Below are 23,137 nucleotides of genomic sequence, written 5' to 3' on the forward strand. Positions count from 1 at the left end.
TGATCAGCTCTCGGTGCGGTCCTCCGAGACGGCGTCCGTCGCGGGGACGGACTCCGTCGCGGTGGCGATGGCCGGCGTCGCGCCGTTCGCGCCGTTCGTCAGGGACAGCTCCTTGGGGGAGAGCACCGGCGGACGGGTGGACGGGGTGCGCCGGGACGAGCCGGTCCACGCGGGGCGGGCCGGACGCTTGACGATGGGGGCGAAGATCTCGGCGATCTCCTCCTTGCCCAGCGTCTCCTTCTCCAGCAGCTGGAGCACCAGGTTGTCGAGTACGTCGCGGTTCTCGACCAGGATCTCCCAGGCCTCGTTGTGCGCGTTCTCGATGAGCTTCTTGACTTCCTCGTCCACCAGCGCGGCGACCTCTTCCGAGTAGTCGCGCTGGTGAGCCATCTCACGTCCGAGGAAGGGCTCGGTGTTGTCGCCGCCGAACTTGATGGCGCCGAGACGCTCGGTCATGCCGTACTGCGTGACCATCGCGCGGGCCGTGGTGGTGGCCTTCTCGATGTCGTTCGCGGCGCCGGTGGTCGGGTCGTGGAAGACGAGCTCCTCCGCGGCGCGCCCGCCCAGCATGTACGCGAGCTGGTCCAGCATCTCGTTACGCGTGGTGGAGTACTTGTCCTCGTCCGGCAGGACCATCGTGTAGCCGAGGGCACGGCCGCGCGACAGGATCGTGATCTTGTGGACCGGGTCGGAGTTCGGGGACGCCGCCGCGACGAGAGCGTGTCCGCCCTCGTGGTACGCGGTGATCTTCTTCTCCTTGTCCGACATGATCCGGGTCCGCTTCTGCGGGCCCGCGACCACACGGTCGATCGCCTCGTCCAGCATGGAGTTGTCGATGAGCTTGCGGTCGCTGCGGGCGGTGAGCAGCGCGGCCTCGTTGAGGACGTTGCTCAGGTCCGCACCGGTGAAGCCCGGGGTGCGGCGCGCGACGGCCGACAGGTCGACGTCCGGAGCGACCGGCTTGCCCTTCTGGTGGACCTTGAGGATCTCCAGACGGCCCTGCATGTCCGGGCGGTCGACCGCGATCTGGCGGTCGAAGCGGCCGGGGCGCAGGAGAGCCGGGTCGAGGATGTCGGGCCGGTTCGTGGCGGCGATCAGGATGACGCCGCCCTTCACGTCGAAGCCGTCCATCTCGACGAGCAGCTGGTTCAGGGTCTGCTCGCGCTCGTCGTGACCACCGCCGAGGCCGGCACCGCGGTGGCGGCCGACCGCGTCGATCTCGTCGACGAAGACGATCGCCGGAGCGTTCGCCTTGGCCTGCTCGAACAGGTCACGGACTCGGGAGGCACCGACACCGACGAACATCTCGACGAAGTCGGAACCGGAGATCGAGTAGAAGGGGACGCCGGCCTCGCCCGCGACGGCGCGTGCGAGCAGCGTCTTGCCCGTACCGGGAGGCCCGTAGAGGAGCACACCCTTGGGGATCTTGGCCCCGACGGCCTGGAACTTCGCCGGCTCCTGGAGGAACTCCTTGATCTCCTGGAGCTCCTCGACCGCCTCGTCCGAGCCCGCGACGTCGGAGAACGTCGTCTTCGGGGTGTCCTTGGTGATGAGCTTCGCCTTGGACTTCCCGAAGTTCATGACCCGGGAGCCGCCGCCCTGCATCTGGTTCATCAGGAACAGGAAGACGACGACGATGAGGACGAAGGGGAGCAGGGACAGCAGAATGCCGACGAACGGGTTCTGCTTGGACGGCGAAACCGTGTAGCCGTCCGGGATCTGCTTGTTCTGGAACTTGTCTTGAAGGACCCCGGCGAGGGTCACGCCCTGGTCGCCGATGTAGCTCGCCTGGATCTTGGAGCTGCCGTCGACCTTCTCGCCGTCCTTCAGCGAGACCTTGATGATCTGCTCGTCGCCGGTGGTGAGTTTCGCCGACTCGACCTTGTTCTCATTGATCGCCTGGACCACCTGGCCGGTGTCCACCGTCTTGTAGCCGCCGGACGAGCCGACGACCTGCATCAACACGACCACGGCAAGGACGGCCAGCACGATCCACATGACCGGCCCACGGAAGTATCGCTTCACGTCCATCCATACGGAGCGGTGCCGCCCCGTCCCTCCTGCCATAGTGAGTTTGATAAAGACTGTTCTTCGGACGGTACCCCAGCATTGTCACCCGAAGCCGCAGGGGACTGCTGGCAATCCCGCCTACGCATGCTCCAACGGCGCGAAACCCGCTGGGGTTCCCGAACGTCTCACAAGGACTGAGCCGCCGCGCGAAGAGCGGGCGGTCAGCCGCCGTAGACGTGAGGCGCGAGCGTACCGACGAACGGGAGGTTGCGGTACTTCTCGGCGTAGTCGAGGCCGTAACCGATCACGAACTCGTTCGGGATGTCGAAGCCGACCCACTCCACGTCGATCGCGACCTTCGCCGCCTCCGGTTTGCGCAGCAGCGTGCACACCTTGAGGGACGCGGGCTCGCGGGACCCGAGGTTGGAGATCAGCCAGGACAGGGTCAGTCCGGAGTCGATGATGTCCTCGACGACCAGGACGTGCTTGCCCTTGATGTCGGTGTCGAGGTCCTTGAGGATCCGCACGACGCCGGAGGACTGCGTCCCCGCGCCGTACGAGGACACGGCCATCCAGTCCATGGTGACCGGGGTGGACAGCGCACGCGCCAGGTCCGCCATGACCATGACGGCGCCCTTGAGGACTCCGACGATCAGCAGGTCCTTGCCCGCGTACTCCGCGTCGATCTTCGCCGCCAGCTCAGCCAGCTTCGCGTCGATCTCTTCCTTGGTGATGAGCACCGACTTGAGGTCGGTGCCCATGTCTTTCGCGTCCACCCGCATTCACTTTCGGTCGTCCCACCGGCTGACCGGCCCCTTCCCAAAGGGGAGACCGGGCGCCTCACTGGGGGCGCGATTTCAGCCTTGCCGAATCACCAGTCTGCCACCCTGTCGCTGAGCGACGACTTTGCCCGGGAGATTGATGGCCTTCTGGCCGCGCCATCCGGTGATCAGCCGGTCGACTTCTTCGATGTGCCGGGCGAAGAGCGAACCGGCCGGTGCGCCGGCCTCGATGGCGGCGCGACGCAGGATGCGGCGGCGTACGGCGGGGGGCAGGGCGTAGAGCTTGGCGCACTCCAGGAGGCCGGACGCGTCGCGCACGGACGCCTCGGCCTGGCTGGCCCACGCGTCGAGGGCGTCGGCGTCGTCGCGGGAGAGCTGGGCCGTACGGGCGAGGGCCTCGACGACCCCCTTGCCGAGCGCCTTCTCCAGGGCGGGCAGGCCTTCGTGGCGCAGCCGGGAGCGGGTGTAGGCCGGGTCGGTGTTGTGCGGGTCGTCCCACACGGGCAGCGACTGGACCATGCAGGCCTTGCGGGCGGTCTGCCGGTCCAGGTGCAGGAACGGGCGCCGGTAACGGCCGTCGGCCCCCGAGACCGCGGCCATCCCGGACAGGGAGCGGATGCCGGAACCGCGGGCGAGACCGAGCAGAACCGTCTCCGCCTGGTCGTCGCGGGTGTGGCCGAGCAGGATCGCGGTGGCGCCGTGGCGCTCGGCGGCGGAGTCCAGGGCGGCGTACCGGGCGTCGCGGGCGGCGGCCTCGGGCCCGCCGTCGCGGCCGACGGTGACGGCGATGCACTCGGCCGGGGCGAGTCCCATCTCCGTGAGGCGCAGCACGACTTCCTCGGCGCGCAGGTCGGAGCCGGTCTGCAGACCGTGGTCGACGGTGATGCCACCGGCGCGGATGCCGAGTTTTGGGGCCTCGAAGGCGAGGGCGGAGGCGAGCGCCATGGAGTCGGCTCCGCCGGAGCACGCGACGAGGACGAGCGGCGTCGAGGGCTGCTCGTGGCGGGCTCGCGCGGGCGGGAGGGTGCGCCGTGTACCTGGGGCGGGCACGCGCTCGGCGTCGGGGGGCGAGGGGCGCGTGGCTCCGTGCGCGGGCGCGCGCCGGGTGTCGGAGGCGGGCGTGTGCTCGGTGATGATGTCGTGGAGTACGCGGCGTACCGCCAGGCGTATCGCCGCGACCGCAGGATGGGGACCCATGTCCGGTTCCCTTCATGAAGTTTTCGGGGGGTGAGCCCTGGGTCGGTCACTCAGAGTGTGTAGATGGTGACAGAACCGGGCCGTTCCCCGAGCATTGCACGCCTACCCATGGCTCACGGTCCCTCGGACGGGTGATTGGAGGGGCGTTTGCCTGCCGTCGGCCGGATTCGTTTCACGACCCTCCCGTAGGGTTCACGACTCGGCCTTGCGGTGCACCCGCGCGACCCAGTCCGCCGGTTTGGCGATCTCCGCCTTCGTCGGGAGCGTGTTCGGGGAGGTCCACACGCGGTTGAACCCGTCCATGCCGACCTGGTCGACCACGGCTCGCACGAACCGCTCGCCGTCCCGGTACTGCCTCAGTTTGGCGTCCAGACCCAGCAGCTTGCGCAGGGCGGTGTCCAGGCGGGAGGCGCCCTTCGCGCGGCGCTGCTGGAACTTCTCGCGGATCTCCCCCACGGACGGGACGACGGCGGGTCCCACGCCGTCCATCACGAAGTCCGCGTGGCCCTCCAGGAGGGACATCACCGCGGTGAGCCGGCCGAGGATCTCGCGCTGGGCGGGCGTCTGGACGATTTCCACGAGGGAGCGGGCGCCGTCGTCCTCCTCGCCCTCGGGGCGCCCGCCGGCGAGCGACTGGGCGGCCTCCCGGATGCGCTCCAGGACGGTCATGGGGTCGACGTCGGTCTCCCCCAAGAAAGACTGGATTTCGCCCTCGAGGTGGTCGCGCAGCCAGGGCACGGCCGTGAACTGGGTGCGGTGGGTCTCCTCGTGCAGGCACACCCACAGGCGGAAGTCGTGGGGCTGGACGTCGAGTTCGCGCTCGACGTGCACGATGTTCGGCGCCACCAGCAGGAGCCTGCCGCCGCCGTGCTCGCCGGCGGGGAGCTCGCGCGTGGCCGGGGCGAAGGTCTCGTACTGTCCGAGGACCCGGGAGGACAGGAACGAGAGGAGCATGCCCAGTTCGACGCCGGTGACCTTGCCGCCGACGGCTCCGAGGACGGCTCCGCCGGGCGTGTTGCCGCGCCGCTCCTGCATCTTGTCCAGCAGGGGCTTGAGGATCTCCCGGAACCCGGCGACGTTCGCCCGCACCCAACCGGGGCGGTCGACGACGAGGACGGGGGTGTCGCGCACGCCGTCCTCACCCAGACGAGTAAAGCCCCGGACGTGCTCCTCCGAGGCCTTCGCGTGCCGGCGCAGTTCCGCGACGACCGCACGGGCCTCGTCACGGCTCACCTCGGGGCCCGGCCGCACGAGCCGGGTCGCGGTCGCCACCGCGAGATTCCAGTCGACCATCCCAGTAGATGCGGCACCACCGATGCTCGTCATGCGTCAACCGTACGTGAGCACGTCGCGCTGCGGTGAGGGGTACGTGCTCCGGGCGGGCCCCGAGGTGGGGCCCGCGTTGACCCTGGTGCGCAAGGGGGCCACGGGGGGATCAGCGGCAGCCGCAGGCCGCCAGTGCCGTCGCCGTGTGGTCCAGGGCCGCGCGGGCTGCGTCCATGTTCGGCGGGTGGGCCTCGTCGGAGGTGAGGAAGGCGAAGGCGAGCAGGCGTCCGTCCGCGTCGACGACGGTGCCGGCGAGCGTGTTCACACCGGTGAGCGTGCCGGTCTTGGCGCGTACGACGCCCGTGGCGCCGGGGTCGTCGGCGTAGCGGGTGCTGAGGGTCCCGGTGAAACCCGCGACGGGCAGGCCGGTCAGGACCGTGCGCAGTTCGGGGTGGGCGGGATCGCCGGCCGCGGCGAGCAGCGCGGTGAGCAGGCGGGCCGAGATCCGGTCGGCGCGGTCGAGTCCGCTGCCGTCGGCGAACTTCGCGCCGGAGACCGGCAGTCCGAGCTTGTCCAGCCGGCTGCGGATCGCCTTGGCGGCGCCCTCGAAGCTGGCCGGCTGCCCCGAGGCGAGGGCGACCTGGCGGGCGAGAGCCTCCGCGATGTCGTTGTCGCTGTTGGTCAGCATCCGCTCGACCAGGGCGGACAGGGGCGGCGAGGAGACCGAGGCGAGGGCCTGGGAGCGGGCAGTCGCCTTCGACGGGCCGGGGGCCCCGGTCTCGATGCCGCGGTCGTGCAGCAGGTCGGCGAACTTGCCGGCCGCGTCACGGGCCGGGTCGAGGGCCCGGTCGACCGGGCCGGCGACCGAGACGCCGGGGCGGGCCTCGTCGACCATCAGGGCGGTGACCTGGGCGAGGTTGCCGTTCCTGCCGATGGGGTGCTGGGCGGGACCGGTGTAGAGCGACGTGTCGTACGAGAGCGTGACGCGGTCCAGGTGACGGGACTTGAGGGCGTCGGCCGTCCGGTCGGCGAGGGTGCGCAGGTCGGCCCATCCGTCCGCCTTCTTGCGAGCGGTCAGCGTGGGGTCGCCGCCGCCGACGAGGACGACCTCCTTGGTGTCCGGCTCCAGGACCGCGCGCGTCTCGATCCGGTGGTCGGGACCGGGGGCCGTGAGGGCGGCGACGGCAGTGGCGATCTTGGTGGTGGAGGCCGGGGTCTGGGTCTCGTCGGCGCCCTTGGCGTACAGCCGCCTGCCGGTCACCACGTCGACGACGACGGCGGTGCGCCGGGCGCCCAGGGCGTCGTTGTCGAGCAGCGGGTCGAGGATGCCGGCCAGTGCCTTCTCCGTGGGCACGGGCACGCCGCCCGCGGAACCGCCGACTCCGGCGAGGACGGAGGCTGCGCTGGGGGCGGGCCGGGGCGAGGTGCGGGACGAAGCGGACGTACGGCCGTGATCTGTGCCACCCTCTCCGTCCCGCGATGCGGCCCAGTCGCGCTCGGCCGTACGCTGACCGGAGGAGTCCCAGGGACCGGCCGCGGCCACCGCCCCGGCCGCGAGCGCCAGGCCCACGGTGGCGGCGACGGCCGTGAACTGCGGGGTCGTGATCCGCACGGGACGTGGCCGCACGGCTCGAGTGATCCGCGCCACATGCGGTTTCACCGTCCGCGCGACCCGCACCACATGCGGTCTCGCGGCCCGCCAAGGCCTCAGCTCTGGCACGACCACCAGCCCCTTTCGCGATCACACACCTGCGTGAGGGACACTTAATCACCAGAACTATGTGTTGATCATGGAGGAGCCACCGGTGGAGTTCGACGTCACGATCGAGATTCCGAAGGGTTCGCGGAACAAGTACGAGGTGGACCACGAGACCGGTCGGATCCGCCTGGACCGTCGACTCTTCACCTCGACCAGCTACCCGGCCGACTACGGCTTCGTCGAGAACACCCTCGGCGAGGACGGCGACCCGCTGGACGCGCTGGTCATCCTGGACGAGCCGACCTTCCCCGGCTGCCTCATCCAGTGCCGCGCGATCGGCATGTTCCGCATGACCGACGAGGCCGGCGGCGACGACAAGCTGCTGTGCGTCCCGGCGCACGACCCGCGGGTGGAGCACCTGCGCGACATCCACCACGTGTCGGAGTTCGACCGCCTGGAGATCCAGCACTTCTTCGAGGTCTACAAGGACCTGGAGCCCGGCAAGTCCGTCGAGGGCGCCGACTGGGTCGGCCGCACGGACGCCGAGGCCGAGATCGAGCGTTCCTACAAGCGCTTCAAGGAGCAGGGCGGTCACTGACCCCTTGCGCCCGGCGGGCCGCGTGACCTCCAGGGGTCGCGCGGCCCGTTCGTGTATCCGTACGCATACTGAGGCATACGGAGGTACGTACGAGGCAACGCGAGGTACGTACGAGGCACAGGGGCGCGAAAGGTGAGGCAGGAACTGGTGGCGGAGCCGGAGGCGGAAGACCGCAAGCCGCAGTCGGACGAGTCGAGAAGTGCGTTCACCCCGCCCGCGGGTGTGGCCCCGCCGGACACCGGACCGGAGGACGAGGAGTCGTCGACGACCTCCGAGTTCGCTCTCCCCAAGGGGCTCGACGCGCCGCAGGCGCCCGTGTCCGAGCCGGAGGGCTCGGCGTTCAGCACACCGCGCACCTACGGCTCGCGCGAGGCCCCGCCCGCCTTCACGCCCGCGACGGGCATCCCTGTGGTCAGTCTGACCAAGGACGCGCCCTGGCAGGACCGGATGCGCACGATGCTGCGCATGCCGGTGACCGAGCGGCCCGCGCCGGAACCGGTGCACAAGGAGGACGAGTCGGGGCCCGCCGTCCCGCGCGTGCTCGACCTGACGCTGCGCATCGGCGAGTTGCTGCTGGCGGGCGGCGAGGGCGCCGAGGACGTGGAGGCGGCCATGTTCGCCGTCTGCCGCTCCTACGGCCTGGACCGCTGCGAACCGAACGTCACCTTCACCCTGTTGTCCATCTCGCACCAGCCGTCCCTGGTGGACGACCCCGTGACGGCGTCCCGGACCGTCCGCCGCCGGGGCACCGACTACACGCGGCTCGCGGCCGTCTACCGGCTCGTCGACGACCTCAGCGACCGGGAGGCGGGGGTCGCGATCTCTCTGGAGGACGCCTACCGGCGCCTCGCGGAGATCCGCCGAAACCGCCACCCGTACCCCGGCTGGGCGCTGACCGCCTCGGCCGGGCTGCTCGCGGGTGCCGCCGCCGTGCTCGTCGGCGGCGGCGCGCTCGTGTTCGTCGCCGCGGCACTCGGCGCCATGCTGGGCGACCGGCTGGCGTGGCTGTGCGCGGGGCGCGGACTGCCCGAGTTCTACCAGTTCACGGTGGCCGCGATGCCGCCCGCCGCGATCGGCGTCGCGCTCACGGTGGCGCACGTCGACGTGAACGGCTCCGCGGTGATCACCGGTGGACTGTTCGCGCTGCTGCCCGGACGGGCGCTGGTCGCGGGCGTGCAGGACGGCCTGACCGGCTTCTACATCACCGCCTCCGCCCGCCTGCTCGAAGTCATGTACTTCTTCGTGGGCATCGTCATCGGCGTCCTGATGGTGCTCTACTTCGGCGTGAAGCTCGGCGGTGAGCTCAATCCGGACGCCGCCCTGATCGGCAGCGAGCGGCCGCTGCTCCAGATCGCCGCGTCCATGCTGCTGTCGCTGACGTTCGCCGTGCTGCTCCAGCAGGAACGCTCCACCGTCCTCGCCGTCACTCTGAACGGGGGCGTCGCCTGGTCGGTGTACGGGGCGATGCACTACGCGGGCGGCATCTCCCCGGTCGCCTCCACGGCCGTCGCGGCGGGCCTGGTGGGGTTGTTCGGGCAGCTGCTGTCGCGCTACCGGTTCGCGTCGGCGCTGCCGTACACGACGGCGGCGATCGGTCCGCTTCTCCCCGGTTCCGCCACGTACTTCGGCCTGCTGTCGATCGCGCAGAACGACGTCGACAAGGGTCTCGTCTCCCTCTCGAAGGCAGCGGCGCTCGCCATGGCCATCGCGATCGGCGTGAACCTCGGGTCGGAGATCTCCCGGCTGTTCCTGCGGGTGCCGGGCGCCTCCGCCGCGGGCCGCAGGGCCGCCAAGCGGACCCGCGGCTTCTAGGGGGTTTCGTTCGGATCGGGACGGATCTGGCCGCGGCGCGGCGTCGCGGACCCGGGCCGATCCGGACGAAGCCCCCGAGGTCCGCTCGCCCTACGGGGCCCGGTGGCCCTGGTCGTACGGGTACTGCGGCGCCTGCCGGTAGTCCTGCTGCGGGTCGTACGGCTGCTGCTGCTGCGGGTAGGCCCCGCCCTGGCCGTACGGCTGCTGGTCATAGGGCTGCCGGCCGTATCCCTGGGAGTAGCCCTGCTCCGGTCCGTAGGGCTGCTGGTGCTGCTGCGGGTAGGCCTGTGCCTGGTCGCCGTACCCCTGCTGGTCGCCGTACGCGCCGTGGTCGCCGTACCCCTGGTGGCCGCCGTACGCCTGGTCCTGGTGGGCCGGCGGGACGGGGCGCAGCCGGGTCGTGGCGTCGTCCATGACGGGCGGCGCGGACCGGGCGTGCTGCTGGGCGGGCGGGACCTGGCGCTCGGGCTCCTGGGGCGGGTTCTTCCTGGCCTTGGAGCGGGCCCGCAGGAACTCGATGGCGATCGGGACCACCGACACGAGGACGATCAGGATCAGGATCGCCTCGATGTTCTTGTGGACGAAGCCGATGTTGCCCAGCCAGGAGCCGAGCAGGGTGACACCCGCGCCCCACAGGACGCCGCCGATGATGTTGAAGGTGATGAAGGAGCGGTACTTCATGCCGCTGACGCCGGCGATGATCGGCGTGAACGTGCGCACGATGGGCACGAAGCGGGCCAGGACCAGGGACTTGGGCCCGTACTTCTCGAAGAACTCGTGGGCCTTGACCACGTTCTCCTGCTTGAAGAGGCGCGAGTCGGGCCGGTTGAACAGCGAGGGCCCCACCTTCTTGCCGAACACGTAACCCGCCTGGTCGCCGAGGACCGCGGCGAGGCAGATCAGCGCGATCGCGGCCCACAGCGGGAAGTCCAGCGTGCCCGAAGTGATCAGCAGGCCGCAGGTGAACAGCAGCGAGTCGCCCGGCAGGAAGAAGCCGATGAGCAGGCCGGACTCGGCGAAGACGATGAGCAGCAGGCCCCAGATGCCGAAGTTGTCCAGGAGCGTGTTCGGATCCAGCCAGCTTGGACCGAGGGCAAGCGTCGTCACGGTTCCGGACTCCTGAGGGGTGAAGGTGGGTGCGGCGGTCCTGTTCGGCCGACCAAAGCTATCAACGCAATGTGTCCGCGCCAGGTTCCACCCGTGACTCCAGGATGCACTGTGCGTCGAGTGGGACAAAGCTGTGAGCCATGGGCATCGATGAATACGGCGGCGGCCAGGGACCCCAGCCGGACGTCCTGGTCGTGACGACGAACGACGTACCCGGTTACCGCGTGGAGCAGGTCATCGGCGAGGTCTTCGGTCTCACCGTGCGCTCCCGTCACCTGGGCAGCCAGATCGGCGCGGGTCTGAAGTCGATGATCGGCGGCGAGCTCAAGGGGCTCACCAAGACCCTCGTGGAGACCCGCAACCAGGCCATGGAGCGGCTCGTCGCACAGGCGCGCATACGAGGCGCCAACGGTGTGCTGATGTTCCGCTTCGACGTCACCGAGGCGGCGGACGCGGGGACGGAGGTGTGCGCGTACGGGACGGCCGTGGTCCTGGCCAAGCGGTAGCGCACACCGGTGGGGGCGTCCGCCCGGGCGGACGCCCCCACCGTCAGGACTCCTCGGAACGGCGTGCGGCGTTCGCCGTGATCGCGTCCCTCAGGTGTTCGGCGAGGCCCGGCCGCATGGCGTCGTAGAACGCCTTGAAGCGCTCGTCGGAGACGTACATCTCGCCGAGGCACCCGTGCATCTCGTACGAGCAGGGGTAGAACCAGCGGCAGATGTGCAGGCGGTGCTCCTCGGCCAGGTCCATGGCCGCCTCGCCGGCCGGCGGTTCACCGGCGGCCATCAGGGCGTCGTAGCGCTCGCCCCAGGACGCCACCTCGTCCTGGATGCGCCGCCAGTCGTCCTTGGTGTAGCGGGCGGCCCTGCGCTGCGACTCGGCGTACTGCTCGGTGCCGCCCCAGCGCTGCTCCGCCTCCTCCGCGTACTGCTCCGGATCCTTGTCCCCGAAGACCTCGAACCTCTCCTCGGGCGTGAGGTTGATCCCCATACTGCGTGCCTCCATGGCGTGCTCCACGGCCGCGGCCATCTTCTGCAGCTTCTCGATCCGGGCGGTCAGCAGTTCGTGCTGCCGGCGCAGGTGTGCGCGCGGGTCCGCGTCCGGGTCGTCGAGCAGGGCGGCGACCTCGTCGAGCGGGAAGCCGAGCTCCCGGTAGAACAGGATCTGCTGGAGCCGGTCGAGGTCCTCGTCGCCGTAGCGGCGGTGCCCCGCGTGACTGCGCTCACCGGCCACCAGCAGCCCGATCTCGTCGTAGTGGTGCAGTGTGCGCACGGTGACCCCGGCGAAACCGGCGACCTGGCCCACTGAGTAGCTCACTTCCGCTCCTTTCTCGGTACGCACTTCACGATGAGCCCTCACGTGACGTGAGGTGCAAGTCCGTGGGACCGCGGGGTCACGGGCCCGGGATTCCGGGGGTGGCGACGGCGAACTTTCGGGATGTTATGTCCGTTTGGCCCGCTTAGGGTGATCGCGTGACCCACGAAGCGGCACCCACGGCACCGGCCACCACGCCGGCGACGCCCGCGCGGACGCTGCTGCCGATGGTCGTCCCGGCCCTGCTCGTCGGCGTGGGCGCGAGCCTCCTCCTGCTGGGCGTGAGCAGCGCCGCCGAACAGCTCCAGGACGTGCTGTGGCAGGACCTTCCGGACGCGCTGGGCATCGGCGGCTACTCCTCGCTCTGGATGATCGTCATGCTCACCATGACGGGGGTGCTGGTCGGTCTGGTCGTGTGGAAGGCTCCGGGACACGCGGGCCCCGACCCGGCCACTCTGGGCCTCACCGCGGTCCCGATGCAGCCGTTCGTCCTGCCGGGCCTGCTGGTGGCGACGGCGCTGATGCTGGCCGGCGGACCGAGCCTGGGCCCGGAGAACCCGATCATCGCCACCAACGTGGCGCTCGCGGTCTGGCTCGGCCGCAGATTCCGCCCCTCGCTGCCCGGGGTCCTGTGGCCGGCGCTGGCGGAGGCGGCGACGATCGGCGCCCTGTTCGGCACGCCCGTGGCGGCGGCGCTGGTCATCTCCGAGGCGCTGGCCGGACAGCCGATGAGGGGGCGGCTGTGGGACAACCTGTTCGCTCCACTGGCCGCGGCGGCGATCGGCGCGGCGACCAACGACCTGATCCGCCATCCGGCGTTCGACCTGCAATTGCCCACGATCGGCTCACCGCACCTGGGTGATCTGCTGGCCGCGTTGGTGATCGCCCCCGCCGCCGCCGTGCTCGGCATGACCATCGTGTACGCCTTCCCGTACGTCCACCGCGCGTTCGCCCGGCTGCGGCACCCGATGGTGTGTCTCCCGGCCGGCGGACTCGTCCTCGGCCTGCTCGGCGCGCTGGGCGGCCATCTGACGCTGTTCAAGGGCCTGGACGAGGTCGACGAGCTGGCCCGGGACCCGTACGGCTGGTCGGCGGGGCAGTTCGCCCTGATGACGGTGGTGAAGCTGGCCGCCCTGCTCGTCGCGGCGTCCTGCGGGTTCCGCGGCGGCCGGATCTTCCCGGCCGTCTTCATCGGTACGGCCTTCGGCCTGTGTGCCCACGCGCTCGTGCCCTCCGTCCATCCCGCGGTGGGCGTGTCGGCGGGAGTGCTGGGCATCCTCCTCGCCATCACCCGGCAGGGCTGGGTGAGCCTGTTCACGGCCGCCGTCCTGGTGGCCTCGCCCACGATCCTCACCCTGTTGTGCATCGCCTCCCTTCCCGCCTGGCTGCTGGTGACCGGTCGGCCGCAGATGCAGCTGCACGACGACGGGACCTCGATCCGTTAGGAGATCTCATGCCGCTTCACAAAGGCACCCGGAAGACCGCCGGGCACCGGAGGTCCGTCAACCCGTTCTACGGGGAGACGGATCCGGTCAGCGGGATGACCGAGGCGCCGCCCACCCACCGGCTCCCGGACAGCCCGCTGCCGCCGACGACGGCGTACCAGCTGGTGCACGACGAGCTCATGCTGGACGGGAACTCGCGGCTCAACCTCGCCACCTTCGTCACGACCTGGATGGAACCGCAGGCCGGCATCCTGATGGGCGAGTGCCGGGACAAGAACATGATCGACAAGGACGAGTACCCGCGCACCGCCGAACTGGAGCGGCGCTGCGTGGCGATGCTCGCCGACCTGTGGAACTCACCGGACCCCTCCGCCTCGGTGGGCTGTTCGACCACGGGGTCCAGCGAGGCGTGCATGCTCGCCGGAATGGCGCTGAAGCGGCGGTGGGCGATGCGCAACGCGGACCGCTACCCGGCGAAGGACGTGCGCCCGAACCTGGTGATGGGCGTCAACGTCCAGGTCTGCTGGGAGAAGTTCTGCAACTTCTGGGAGGTCGAGGCGCGACAGGTGCCCATGGAGGGCGACCGGTTCCATCTCGACCCGAAGGCCGCGGCCGAGCTGTGCGACGAGAACACCATCGGGGTCGTGGGCATCCTCGGATCGACCTTCGACGGGTCGTACGAGCCGATCGCGGAGCTGTGCGCCGCGCTCGACGAGCTCCAGGAGCGCACGGGCCTGGACGTCCCCGTCCATGTGGACGGCGCGTCCGGGGCGATGATCGCGCCCTTCGTGGACGAGGACCTGGTCTGGGACTTCCGGCTGCCGCGGGTCTCCTCGATCAACACCTCGGGGCACAAGTACGGCCTGGTCTACCCGGGTGTCGGCTGGGCGCTGTGGCGGTCGGCGGTCGAGCTCCCCGAGGAGCTCGTCTTCCGGGTCAACTACCTGGGCGGCGACATGCCGACCTTCGCACTCAACTTCTCCCGCCCCGGGGCACAGGTCGTGGCCCAGTACTACACGTTCCTGCGCCTGGGCCGGGAGGGATACCGGGCCGTGCAGCAGACGACCCGGGACGTGGCCATGGGCCTCGCCCGGCGCGTGGAGGAACTGGGCGACTTCACCCTCCTCACCCGGGGCGACCAGCTTCCGGTCTTCGCCTTCACGACGGCGCCCTCGGTGACCTCGTACGACGTCTTCGACGTGTCCCGGCGCATGCGCGAACACGGCTGGCTGCTGCCCGCGTACACCTTCCCGGAGAACCGCGAGGACCTTTCCGTGCTGCGCGTGGTCTGCCGCAACGGCTTCTCGACCGACCTCGCCGACCTCTTCGTCGAGGACCTGCAGCGCCTGCTGCCCGACCTGCGCCGCCAGTCGCATCCGCAGACCCACGACAAGGACGCGGCGACGAGCTTCCACCACTGACGGTTCCGTGCGGCCGGCCGCCGCGACGACGACGGCCGGCCCCCGCGGGGCGGTGCGGGACGGCCGAGTCCGGGCCCGCGGCACGGACGGCTGCGTCGCGCCCACGGTGCCGGGGACGGTCCCGGTGCCGTGGAGGGTCCGGGCCGCCGGGCCGGCCCTACCGGCTCAGCCGGGCGAACCTCCCTACCGCGAGCGGGAAGAACACCGCCACCAGCGCCAGCGGCCACAGGACCGCCGCCCCGACGTGCCCCGGCTCTCCTCCGGGACCGCCGAACAGATCACGGATCGCCGTCGCCGTCTGCGACATCGGGTTCCACTCGACGGCCGTGCCCAGCCAGGACGGCATCGAGCCGGGCGTGGCGAAGGCGTTGGAGAGGAAGCCGACGGGCCAGACCAGGATCTGCACCGCCTGCACCATCTCCGGCTTCCCGGCCACCATCGCGAGGTGGATGCCGATCCACAGCATGGCGAAGCGGAACAGCAGCAGCAGGCCGACTGCCCCGAGGAAGGCTCCGGGCGTACCGTGGGCGCGCCAGCCGATGGCGTGCCCGACGCCGATCAGCACGGCCAGACCGACCGCCGACTGGAGCATGTCGGCGCTGCAACGGCCCACCAGGACCGCGCTGTTGGCCATCGGCATCGCGCGGAAACGGTCGATGACACCCTTGTTGAGGTCCTGGGTGACGGCCAGCATCGTGCCCTCCAGGCCGAAGGCCATGGTCAGCGCGAGCATGCCGGGCACCAGGAAGTCGACGTAGCTGCCCTCGACGCCCCGGCCGCCACCGGTCAGGTAGCCGAACATCAGCAGCAGCATGACGGGGAAGACCAGGACGACGAGGACCTGGACGGGCTTCCGTGCCCAGTGGGCGAGTTCACGGCGGGTCATGGTCCAGCAGTCGCTCAGCACGTACGTGCTCACACGGCCTCCTTCGTCCGGTCGGTGCGGTCGTCGCGTGCCGTGAGGTGCAGGAACACCTCGTCCAGCGTCGGACGGCGCAGGGCGACGTCCACGGCCTCGATGCCGGAGGCCTCCAGGGCCCGTACGACCCCGGCCAGTGCCGCCATGCGGTCGGCGACCGGGGCGCTCAACAGACGGCGGTCGGCGTCCACGGAGATGTCCGCGGCCGGCAGCGGCAACAGGGCGACGGCGGCCCCCAGTTGGCCGGCATCGCGCAGGACGACGTCGATGCGGTCGCCGCCGGTCAGCGTCTTCAGCCCGTCGGCCGTGCCGTCGGCGACGACCCGGCCGTGGTCGACGACCGCGATGCGGTCGGCGAGCTGGTCCGCCTCCTCCAGGTACTGCGTGGTGAGCAGGACCGTCGTGCCGCCGCCGACCAGGGAGCGGACGGACGCCCACACCTCGGCGCGGCCGCGCAGGTCGAGGCCGGTGGTCGGCTCGTCCAGGAACAGCACCTCCGGTTCGGTGATCAGGGAGGCGGCGAGGTCGAGGCGACGCCGCATGCCTCCGCTGTACGCCCGGACGCAGGTGCGGCCGGTGTCGGCGAGGCCGAAGCGCTCCAGGAGTTCACCGGCGCGCACACGGGCGTGCCTGGCGCCCAGATGGTGGAGGCGGCCGAACATCTCCAGGTTCTGGCGGCCGCTCAGCTCTTCGTCCAGGGCCGCGTGCTGGCCGAGCAGGCCGATGCGGCGGCGGACCTCGCGGGCCTCGGTCACCACGTCGTGCCCGGCGACCTCGATCCGGCCTCCGTCGGGCCGCAGCAGGGTGGACAGGATGCGGACCAGGGTCGTCTTGCCCGCGCCGTTGGGACCGAGCACGCCATGCACCGTGCCGCGGGCGACGCGCAGGTCGAGTCCGTCCAGGGCGGCCCTCTCGCCGTACTTCTTGTGTGCTCCTTCGACGCCGATCGCCGTCTCGGCCACGGGCACTCCCCCATCTCGATTAGTCAAACTTGACTACATGCTCGAAGGTAACGCGCGCCTCCGCATTGGTCAAACTTGATTAGTGGTGGTCGTCCGGGTGCCGCTCATCCGTCGCGTACGGGTTCTGCTCACCCTCGGCGAGGACGCCCACGAACGGCTCGCCCTCGCCGGAGAAGGTGTAGGCGCCGCGCTCGATCCGTTCGATGAGCCCCCGGGTCCAGGCCGCGTCCGAGTCGGCCGTGTGGACCCACAGGTTCATGATCTCGCCGATGTGACCGAGCTGCTCGGGGCCGTCCTCGGGGATGTAGTGCTCCGTGACGGCCGACCGCCACACCTCGATCCGCCGGATCCGCTCCTTCAGCAGGGCCACCGCCTCGTCGCGGGGCAGGTCGACGAGGAATCCGATGGCCGCCGACTGGATGTCCATCTTCTGGTCGTAGGACACCAGGGACTCCCGCAGCAGCCGGAGGAACTCCTCGGTGCCCGCGTCGGTGATCTCGTACTCCGTGCGCGGCGGCCCGCCGGCGGTGGACGGGGCGATCTCGTGCGCGTGCAGCAGCCCCTGCTTCGCCATCTGCTTGAGCGCGTGATAGATCGAGCCGGGCTTGGCGTTGGACCACTCGTGCGCGCCCCAGTACTCCAGGTCGTTGCGCACCTGGTAGCCGTGGGCCCGCCCGTGCTGGCGGACCGCGCCGAGCACGAGGAGACGGATCGCTGACATGCGGTCCAGCGTAGGACCCTTGCCACCGGCCTCAGGACGTGCCCTGCCCGCCCTGCTCCAGGGCCACCAGCTCGAACGCCGTCCTGCCGTCCAGGGACTCGCGGATGATGTCGGCGTGACCGGCGTGCCGGGCCGTCTCCCGGATCAGGTGGAGTGCCAGCCAGCGCATCGAGACCCGGCCCTCCGGCGGGAACCAGGGCTCGTCCGGGAGCGCGAAGGTGTCGTCGAGGCTGGGCACCGAACGGAGGAACTCCTCCGTCTGCGCGGCGACCTTCTCCCAGTACGCGAGCTGGGACGCCACGGTCTCGCCGTCGCCGAGCACGAAACACTCGTGCCAGTTGGACGCGTCGCGCCGGACGGCCGGCTCCTCGCCCCGGGCACGGGCGATCCAGCCCTGCTCGACCTCGGCGACATGCTTCAGCAGACCGGACAGGGAGAGTTCGCTGGCGCTGGGGCGGGAGGCCGCCTGCTCCTCCGACAGCCCCAGCAGCGCCCGGCGGACACCGCCGCGCTGCTCCTCCAGGAAGGACAGCAGTGCCCCCCGCTCGTCCCCGCGCGTCTCCGCTCCCACATGAGCCACCATGACCGGCCGCCTTTCATCGGGTCCTCTTGCCTGACACCGATGACGCTACGGACCCTTGCGGACAGTTCCGGTCCGCAAGGGCTCGGCGTGCGCGGAAATCCCTGGAAGTCGTGAGCGGGAGTCCCGGAACTCCGGGGCCGCGGGCGATCCGGCAGGCAGCCGGAGGGTCCCGGAAGGCCCCGCAGGGCGCCGGAAGGGCTCAGAAGGGGAAGAAGCTCCGCCCGTGCTGCACCGAGATCCACTTCTGCGTGGTGAACGCGTCGACGGTCGTCTCGCCGTTCAGCCGGCCGATACCGGAGTGCTTCTCGCCGCCGAAGGGGACCAGCGGCTCGTCGTGCACGGTGCCGTCGTTGACGTGGAACATGCCGGTCTCGATCTGCTTGGCGAAGTTCACACCGCGCTCGACGTCACCGGTGTGGACGGCGCCACTCAGCCCGTACGGGGTGTCGTTGACGACGCGGATCGCGTCGTCCTCGCCGTCGAAGGGGACGAGGAAGACGACCGGGCCGAAGATCTCCTGCCGCAGCAGGGAGGAGTCTGCGGGGACGTCGGTGAGGACGGACGGCTCGACAAGGTTGTCGGTCGTCGTGCCGTGCACCAGGGCGGTGGCACCCTCCGCTATCGCCTGCTCGACCGCGCCCGATATCGCGTCGGCCTGCGAGGAGTTGATCACCGGGCCGATGATCGTCTGCGGGTCGCTCGGGTCGCCCGTCTTCAGCGACCTGACCTTGGCGACGAACTTCTCGGTGAACTCGGCCTCGACGGAGCGGTCCACGAGGACACGGTTCGCGGCCATGCAGACCTGGCCCTGGTGGACGTACCGGCTGAAGACCGCCGCGTCGACCGCGTAGTCGATGTCGGCGTCGTCGAGCACCACCAGGGCGCTGTTGCCGCCGAGTTCGAGGACGGAGCGCTTGAAGTGCGAGGCGCACACGGTGGCGACGTGCCGGCCGACCTTGTCGGAACCGGTGAAGGAGATGACCTTCGGGACCGGGTGCTCGATGAAGGCGTCGCCGATCTCGGCGATGTCGGTGATGACCACGTTCAGCAGGCCGCCGGGCAGGCCGGCGTCCTCGAAGATCTTGGCGACCAGCGAGCCGCCGACGATCGGGGTGTTCTGGTGGGGCTTCAGCACCACGCCGTTGCCCAGCGCCAGCGCGGGGGCGACCGACTTCAGCGAGAGGAGGAAGGGGAAGTTGAAGGGGCTGATCACGCCGACGACGCCGACCGGGACGCGGTAGAGACGATTCTCCTTGCCGTCGATCGGCGAAGGGATGATCTTGCCCTCGGGGCGCAGCGACAGCTGGATCGACTCGCGCAGGAACTCCTTGGCGAGGTGGATCTCGAAGGCCGCCTTGAGGTGGGTGCCGCCGAGCTCCGCGATGATCACCTCGGTGATCTCCGCCTCGCGCTCCTCGATGATGCGCAGGGCCTTCTCGAAGACCGCGCGGCGGGCGTAGGCGTTGGTCGTGCCCCACTCCTTCTGGGCGCGCTCGGCCGCGCGGTACGCCTGATCGACCTCGTCAGTGGTGGCTATGGTGATCGACGCCAGCTTCTCGCCGTCGTACGGGTTGAAGTCGATGATGTCCCAGGAGCCGGTGCCCGGCCGCCAGGCGCCGTCGATGTACTGCTGGGCCAGGTCGGTGAAGTAGGACGACATGAGCTCCCTCAATCCCTGCGCTGCCGAGGCAGACATCCGATCAACGCCTGATCGCACGTCATCGTACTTGTGTTTCAAGGGAGTTGGAGAACGCCTGGACAGAGTCCGTGCGGACCAGCCGGACGAGGGCGCGGGGTGCGGCGGCCGGAGCGTCAGGACAGCTGGAGGAGCCCCCGCAGCAGGTCGCGGCTCTCCGCCGGGCCCGGGCCGTCCGTCTGCAGCTGCTTGAGCGCGCCCTCGTACTGGCCGACGTCCTCGCGTTTGTCCAGGTAGAGCGCGCTGGTGAGCTGCTCCAGGTACACGACGTCGGACAGGTCCGACTCCGGGAAGCTGAGGATGGTGAAGGAGCCGCTCTCACCGGAGTGGCCGCCGAAGCTGAACGGCATGACCTGGAGCCGCACGTTGGGGCGCTCCGAGACGTCGATCAGATGCTGGAGCTGTCCGCGCATCACCTCGCGGTCGCCGTAGGGGCGGCGCAGGGCGGCCTCGTCCAGGACGATGTGGAACTCGGGGGCGTTCTCGGAGACGAGATACTTCTGGCGTTCCAGGCGCAGGGCCACGCGCCGGTCGATGTCGGCGGCGGAGGCGCCCTTCATGCCCCGCGCGACGACCGCGTGCGCGTACGCCTCGGTCTGCAACAGGCCGTGCACGAACTGCACTTCGTACGAGCGGATGAGGTGCGCCGCGCCTTCGAGGCCGACGTAGGTCGGGAACCAGCTGGGCAGGACGTCGGAGTAGCTGTGCCACCAGCCGGCGACGTTGGCCTCCTTGGCGAGCGACACGAGGGAGGTGCGCTCCATCTCGTCCGTGATGCCGTAGAGCGTCAGCAGGTCCTCGACGTCACGCGTCTTGAAGCTCACCCGTCCCAACTCCATGCGGCTGATCTTCGATTCGGAGGCACGGATCGAATAACCGGCCGCTTCCCTGGTGATTCCACGCGCCTCACGCAGGCGCCGGAGATGTGACCCCAGCAGCATGCGCCGCACCACCGAGCCGCTCGACTCACCAGCGCTCACGTTCGTCCGCCTCCCCAACTGTCTCCAAGGGCCGAAGTCTGCCACTAAAACACTTCAAGCAGTACTCGTTCGGTTACGGAAACGGAAAGTAGCCAAAGGAGCCGCACAGAAAGGGATCGGCAGAGCGTCAACAAGAGGGAAGAAGGTGACAGAAGAAATGAGCAACAACCGGTTAACGGCGGTCTAATTCGGGCGCGTGCACGTGCATCTGCCCTTGCATCTGCTGTACGCATTCGGAACCATGGTCCCCGCGCCACCGCTGCATCGCAACGACCGCGAACACTCGGGAGTGCCTCGCATGGGGACGAATGGATCGACCATGCTCGAACCCTTACGGCAGGGACTTCCGCCACTCGACCCCGCAGCCGTGTCCAGCGCCGCCTCCTGCGCCCTGCCCGCCCGCTTCGAAGCGGTGCGCGAGGCACGGCAGTTCACCCGGAGAACGCTCGACCAGTGGGACATCGGCGAGCGCTTCGACGACGTGTGCCTGGTGGTCTCCGAGCTCGTCACCAACGCGCTGCGGCACGCGCTGCCCGCGGACACGCCGCGCAAGGACGACCAGGGGCCGCCCGTACGGCTGCACCTGATGCGGTGGACCGCCCGCCTGGTGTGCGCGGTGCGCGACCCCAGTCACGACAGTCCGGTGGCGGGCGACTCGGACGACTTCTCGGCGGAGTCGGGCCGCGGCCTGTTCCTGGTCGACTCCTTCGCCGACAGCTGGGGCTGGCACCCGCTCGCGGGCACCCTCAGCGGCAAGGTCGTGTGGGCACTGTTCCGGCTGCCCCAGCCGGGCGCGGCCGCGCCCCCCGCGGAATGACGGACCGCGGCGCTTTTCGGCGCCGCGGTTCTACGCGCGTTACGCACCGTTGAACGGGGTTGGCGCTCCGTGCTCCGGTCAGGCGTCCGGCATCAGCCGGCGATCAGGTGGTCGAACTCGCCGTCCTTGATGCCGAGCAGCATCGCCTCGATTTCGGCGCGGGTGTAGACGAGCGCGGGCCCCTCCGGGAACCGGGAGTTCCGCACGGCCACGTCGCCTCCGGGCAGCCTCGCGAACTCCACGCAGGAGCCCTGCGAGTTGCTGTGCCGGCTCTTCTGCCAGGCCACCCCGTTCAGCTCCGTCGCCGCCATGCCGTTGTACACGTCATCCACTTCGTACACGTCGTGGTCCACAGGTCGCTCCCCGGTCGTGCAGTGGCTGAGGTGGCCATTGATGCAGTCGTCAACTGACCCGGATCATAGCTCTGTTCATGTGCAGATGCATGGGCAGATGCACGTGCACGCGGGGTACTCCTGCGGTTACAGCTTTTACCGGCGCTTGACTACCGGCTGTCGCTCACTTGACTACGGCCTGCGCCTTCTCGGGTCACGCCCGGTCCAGCGCCTGCCCCAGAGATCGCAGGACATGCGACCTCCAGCCCCCGTCCATGATCTTCCGCGCCATCATCTGTGCGGGATCGTCCGGATCGAATCCCTCGTGCACTAGGAACAGACGCGTACCGCGGCCTTCCTGTTCCAGTGTCCAAGTAATGGTCCACTCCGCGGAATTGGCCGGATCCCGATCAGTCCACCGGACGCTCAGCATCCGCTCCGGCTCGAAGGCCAGAACGCGCACGTCAACCGTGCCGGAGAAGTTCGTGCCGGGGCGCGGCAGCGACGTCAGCGCGTACTGGTGACCGACTTCCAGCCGGAAGAATTCCGACCCCTGCATCTGCCACTGCACGAGCAGTTCGGGGTCGGTGAGGGCGCGCCAGACCTTGGCCGGCGGGTGCGGGAGGAACTGGTCGACGCGGATGGTGGTCAGGTCATCATCAGGAACGGGGTTCATGACTCGGCATCGTCGGGCATGCGGTCCAGCAGAGCGGCGAGGCCCTTGAGCCTGTCGCGCCAGAACCGCTCGTACGGATGGAGCCAGTCCTGCACCTCGGCGAGCGGGGTCGCCTCCAGGCGGTAGATGCGCTGCCGGCCCGCGCGCTCCTCCGACACCAGTCCGGCGTCCCGGAGGACCTTGAGGTGCTCCGAGAGACTCGGCCGCCGCATGTCGAAGTGGTCGGCCAGGGCCTGGACGGGCTGGGGCCCGCCGTCCCGCAGCAGGCGCAGGACCTCACGGCGGGTGGCGTTGGCGAGCGCGGCGAACACGCGGTCCTCGCTCGCCTGGCGAGCCCCGGTCACCGTCATGGCGCGATCAGCTGCCTTCCTTCTCCATGGCCTTCTCCGTCAGCAGCATCAGACCGTTGCCGTCCGGGTCGCGGAAGGAGGCCATGCGGCCCCACGGAAGGTCGTCGGGACCCTCCACCGCGACGCCCGCGGCGGTGAGCCGCACACAGTCGGCGTCGACGTCGGTCGTGACCAACATGATCCCCCGGGCCTCACCCGGGACGAAACCGCCCATGCCCGGGCCCGAGAGCGTGAAGACGGTCTGCGCACCCTCGGGCGCGACCTGGAGCCAGCGACCGGGCGGCATCTGCAGGTCGGCGGTGACCGTGAAGCCGAGTACGTCCGTGTAGAAGCGCAGGGCGCGGTCCTGATCGGCGACGGGGAGGGTGACGAAGGAGGCGTGCGTGATGTTCATGCGGGCCACCATAGGTAGGGAATTCCCTACGCGTCAACCGTAGGAGATTCCCTACC

The 23,137-nt window shown here is 70.0% G+C and carries 23 protein-coding genes; 6 read left to right on the top strand and 17 right to left on the bottom strand.

Features of this window, described 5'->3' with window-relative positions:
* Positions 1 to 3 precede the first annotated feature (3 nt).
* The 5 genes from ftsH to dacB all read right to left on the bottom strand — a co-directional run bounded on the left by ftsH (position 4) and on the right by dacB (position 6,981).
* Entirely contained in the window at positions 4 to 2,031 is a 2,028-nt protein-coding gene (gene ftsH, locus H305_RS0102805) for an ATP-dependent zinc metalloprotease FtsH (protein ID WP_028799073.1), read from the bottom strand.
* A gap of 200 nt (positions 2,032 to 2,231) precedes the next feature.
* Positions 2,232 to 2,792 (bottom strand): hypoxanthine phosphoribosyltransferase, encoded by a 561-nt coding sequence (gene hpt / locus H305_RS0102810; RefSeq protein WP_037762199.1) that lies wholly within the window; start codon positions 2,790 to 2,792, stop codon positions 2,232 to 2,234.
* A gap of 75 nt (positions 2,793 to 2,867) precedes the next feature.
* Complete coding sequence (tilS, locus tag H305_RS0102815; protein ID WP_028799075.1) at positions 2,868 to 3,989, bottom strand: tRNA lysidine(34) synthetase TilS; 1,122 nt, start codon at positions 3,987 to 3,989, stop codon at positions 2,868 to 2,870.
* 192 nt (positions 3,990 to 4,181) lie between these two features.
* Complete coding sequence (locus H305_RS0102820) at positions 4,182 to 5,315, bottom strand: zinc-dependent metalloprotease (protein WP_028799076.1); 1,134 nt, start codon at positions 5,313 to 5,315, stop codon at positions 4,182 to 4,184.
* A 109-nt stretch (positions 5,316 to 5,424) separates the two neighbouring features.
* Positions 5,425 to 6,981 carry a D-alanyl-D-alanine carboxypeptidase/D-alanyl-D-alanine-endopeptidase gene (gene dacB, locus H305_RS0102825; protein ID WP_028799077.1) on the bottom strand — a complete coding sequence of 519 codons (1,557 nt, stop codon included), beginning with the start codon at positions 6,979 to 6,981 and terminating at the stop codon, positions 5,425 to 5,427.
* A gap of 79 nt (positions 6,982 to 7,060) precedes the next feature.
* Here dacB and H305_RS0102830 point away from each other — a divergent pair, with 79 nt between their 5' ends.
* Entirely contained in the window at positions 7,061 to 7,552 is a 492-nt protein-coding gene (locus tag H305_RS0102830; protein ID WP_028799078.1) for an inorganic diphosphatase, read from the top strand.
* Positions 7,553 to 7,684: 132 nt separating this feature from the next.
* On the top strand, positions 7,685 to 9,364 hold the full coding sequence (locus H305_RS0102835; protein ID WP_028799079.1) for a threonine/serine ThrE exporter family protein: 1,680 nt from the start codon (positions 7,685 to 7,687) through the stop codon (positions 9,362 to 9,364).
* Between the two features lie 90 nt (positions 9,365 to 9,454).
* Here H305_RS0102835 and H305_RS0102840 read toward each other — a convergent pair whose 3' ends face one another.
* On the bottom strand, positions 9,455 to 10,471 hold the full coding sequence (locus H305_RS0102840; RefSeq protein WP_028799080.1) for a VTT domain-containing protein: 1,017 nt from the start codon (positions 10,469 to 10,471) through the stop codon (positions 9,455 to 9,457).
* A 140-nt stretch (positions 10,472 to 10,611) separates the two neighbouring features.
* Between H305_RS0102840 and H305_RS0102845 the strand changes: the two genes are divergently transcribed.
* Positions 10,612 to 10,977: a YbjQ family protein gene (locus H305_RS0102845; RefSeq protein ID WP_028799081.1), complete on the top strand. Its 366-nt coding sequence runs from the start codon at positions 10,612 to 10,614 to the stop codon at positions 10,975 to 10,977.
* Positions 10,978 to 11,020: 43 nt separating this feature from the next.
* Here H305_RS0102845 and H305_RS0102850 read toward each other — a convergent pair whose 3' ends face one another.
* Positions 11,021 to 11,788 carry a MerR family transcriptional regulator gene (locus tag H305_RS0102850; protein WP_037762203.1) on the bottom strand — a complete coding sequence of 256 codons (768 nt, stop codon included), beginning with the start codon at positions 11,786 to 11,788 and terminating at the stop codon, positions 11,021 to 11,023.
* A gap of 155 nt (positions 11,789 to 11,943) precedes the next feature.
* Between H305_RS0102850 and H305_RS0102855 the strand changes: the two genes are divergently transcribed.
* Positions 11,944 to 13,230 (top strand): ion channel protein, encoded by a 1,287-nt coding sequence (locus H305_RS0102855; RefSeq protein WP_028799083.1) that lies wholly within the window; start codon positions 11,944 to 11,946, stop codon positions 13,228 to 13,230.
* 8 nt (positions 13,231 to 13,238) lie between these two features.
* Complete coding sequence (locus H305_RS0102860; RefSeq protein ID WP_028799084.1) at positions 13,239 to 14,651, top strand: glutamate decarboxylase; 1,413 nt, start codon at positions 13,239 to 13,241, stop codon at positions 14,649 to 14,651.
* Positions 14,652 to 14,808: 157 nt separating this feature from the next.
* On the opposite strand, the gene H305_RS0102865 is transcribed toward H305_RS0102860, so the two are convergent.
* The 6 genes from H305_RS0102865 to H305_RS0102890 all read right to left on the bottom strand — a co-directional run bounded on the left by H305_RS0102865 (position 14,809) and on the right by H305_RS0102890 (position 20,473).
* On the bottom strand, positions 14,809 to 15,570 hold the full coding sequence (locus tag H305_RS0102865) for an ABC transporter permease (protein ID WP_028799085.1): 762 nt from the start codon (positions 15,568 to 15,570) through the stop codon (positions 14,809 to 14,811).
* A complete protein-coding gene (locus tag H305_RS0102870) occupies positions 15,567 to 16,532 on the bottom strand; it encodes an ATP-binding cassette domain-containing protein (protein ID WP_028799086.1) in 966 nt (321 codons plus the stop codon). The genes H305_RS0102865 and H305_RS0102870 overlap by 4 nt, the downstream gene beginning before the upstream one ends.
* 79 nt (positions 16,533 to 16,611) lie before the next feature.
* Entirely contained in the window at positions 16,612 to 17,253 is a 642-nt protein-coding gene (locus tag H305_RS0102875; RefSeq protein WP_028799087.1) for a PadR family transcriptional regulator, read from the bottom strand.
* 31 nt (positions 17,254 to 17,284) lie between these two features.
* Positions 17,285 to 17,836 (bottom strand): DinB family protein, encoded by a 552-nt coding sequence (locus H305_RS0102880; protein WP_028799088.1) that lies wholly within the window; start codon positions 17,834 to 17,836, stop codon positions 17,285 to 17,287.
* Positions 17,837 to 18,035: 199 nt separating this feature from the next.
* Positions 18,036 to 19,496 carry an aldehyde dehydrogenase family protein gene (locus tag H305_RS0102885; RefSeq protein WP_028799089.1) on the bottom strand — a complete coding sequence of 487 codons (1,461 nt, stop codon included), beginning with the start codon at positions 19,494 to 19,496 and terminating at the stop codon, positions 18,036 to 18,038.
* 152 nt (positions 19,497 to 19,648) lie between these two features.
* The gene (locus tag H305_RS0102890) at positions 19,649 to 20,473 is read right to left on the bottom strand and encodes a helix-turn-helix domain-containing protein (protein WP_051370360.1); all 825 of its coding nucleotides are present in this window, start codon (positions 20,471 to 20,473) and stop codon (positions 19,649 to 19,651) included.
* A 337-nt stretch (positions 20,474 to 20,810) separates the two neighbouring features.
* Between H305_RS0102890 and H305_RS0102895 the strand changes: the two genes are divergently transcribed.
* Positions 20,811 to 21,329: an ATP-binding protein gene (locus H305_RS0102895; protein ID WP_078628874.1), complete on the top strand. Its 519-nt coding sequence runs from the start codon at positions 20,811 to 20,813 to the stop codon at positions 21,327 to 21,329.
* 92 nt (positions 21,330 to 21,421) lie between these two features.
* Here the strand turns inward: H305_RS0102895 and H305_RS0102900 are convergent, their stop codons facing one another.
* The 4 genes from H305_RS0102900 to H305_RS0102915 form a co-directional block, all read right to left on the bottom strand.
* Positions 21,422 to 21,682, bottom strand: a complete 261-nt coding sequence (locus H305_RS0102900; RefSeq protein WP_028799092.1) for a DUF397 domain-containing protein — start codon at positions 21,680 to 21,682, stop codon at positions 21,422 to 21,424.
* A gap of 193 nt (positions 21,683 to 21,875) precedes the next feature.
* Positions 21,876 to 22,337, bottom strand: a complete 462-nt coding sequence (locus tag H305_RS0102905; protein ID WP_028799093.1) for an SRPBCC family protein — start codon at positions 22,335 to 22,337, stop codon at positions 21,876 to 21,878.
* On the bottom strand, positions 22,334 to 22,687 hold the full coding sequence (locus H305_RS0102910; protein WP_028799094.1) for a metalloregulator ArsR/SmtB family transcription factor: 354 nt from the start codon (positions 22,685 to 22,687) through the stop codon (positions 22,334 to 22,336). Before H305_RS0102910 ends, H305_RS0102905 begins: the two co-directional genes overlap by 4 nt.
* Positions 22,688 to 22,694: 7 nt before the next feature.
* Positions 22,695 to 23,081 carry a VOC family protein gene (locus H305_RS0102915; protein WP_028799095.1) on the bottom strand — a complete coding sequence of 129 codons (387 nt, stop codon included), beginning with the start codon at positions 23,079 to 23,081 and terminating at the stop codon, positions 22,695 to 22,697.
* Positions 23,082 to 23,137: the final 56 nt, after the last annotated feature.

The sequence above is a fragment of the Streptomyces sp. 142MFCol3.1 genome (assembly GCF_000424945.1).
In the GTDB taxonomy this organism is placed as follows: domain Bacteria; phylum Actinomycetota; class Actinomycetes; order Streptomycetales; family Streptomycetaceae; genus Streptomyces; species Streptomyces siamensis.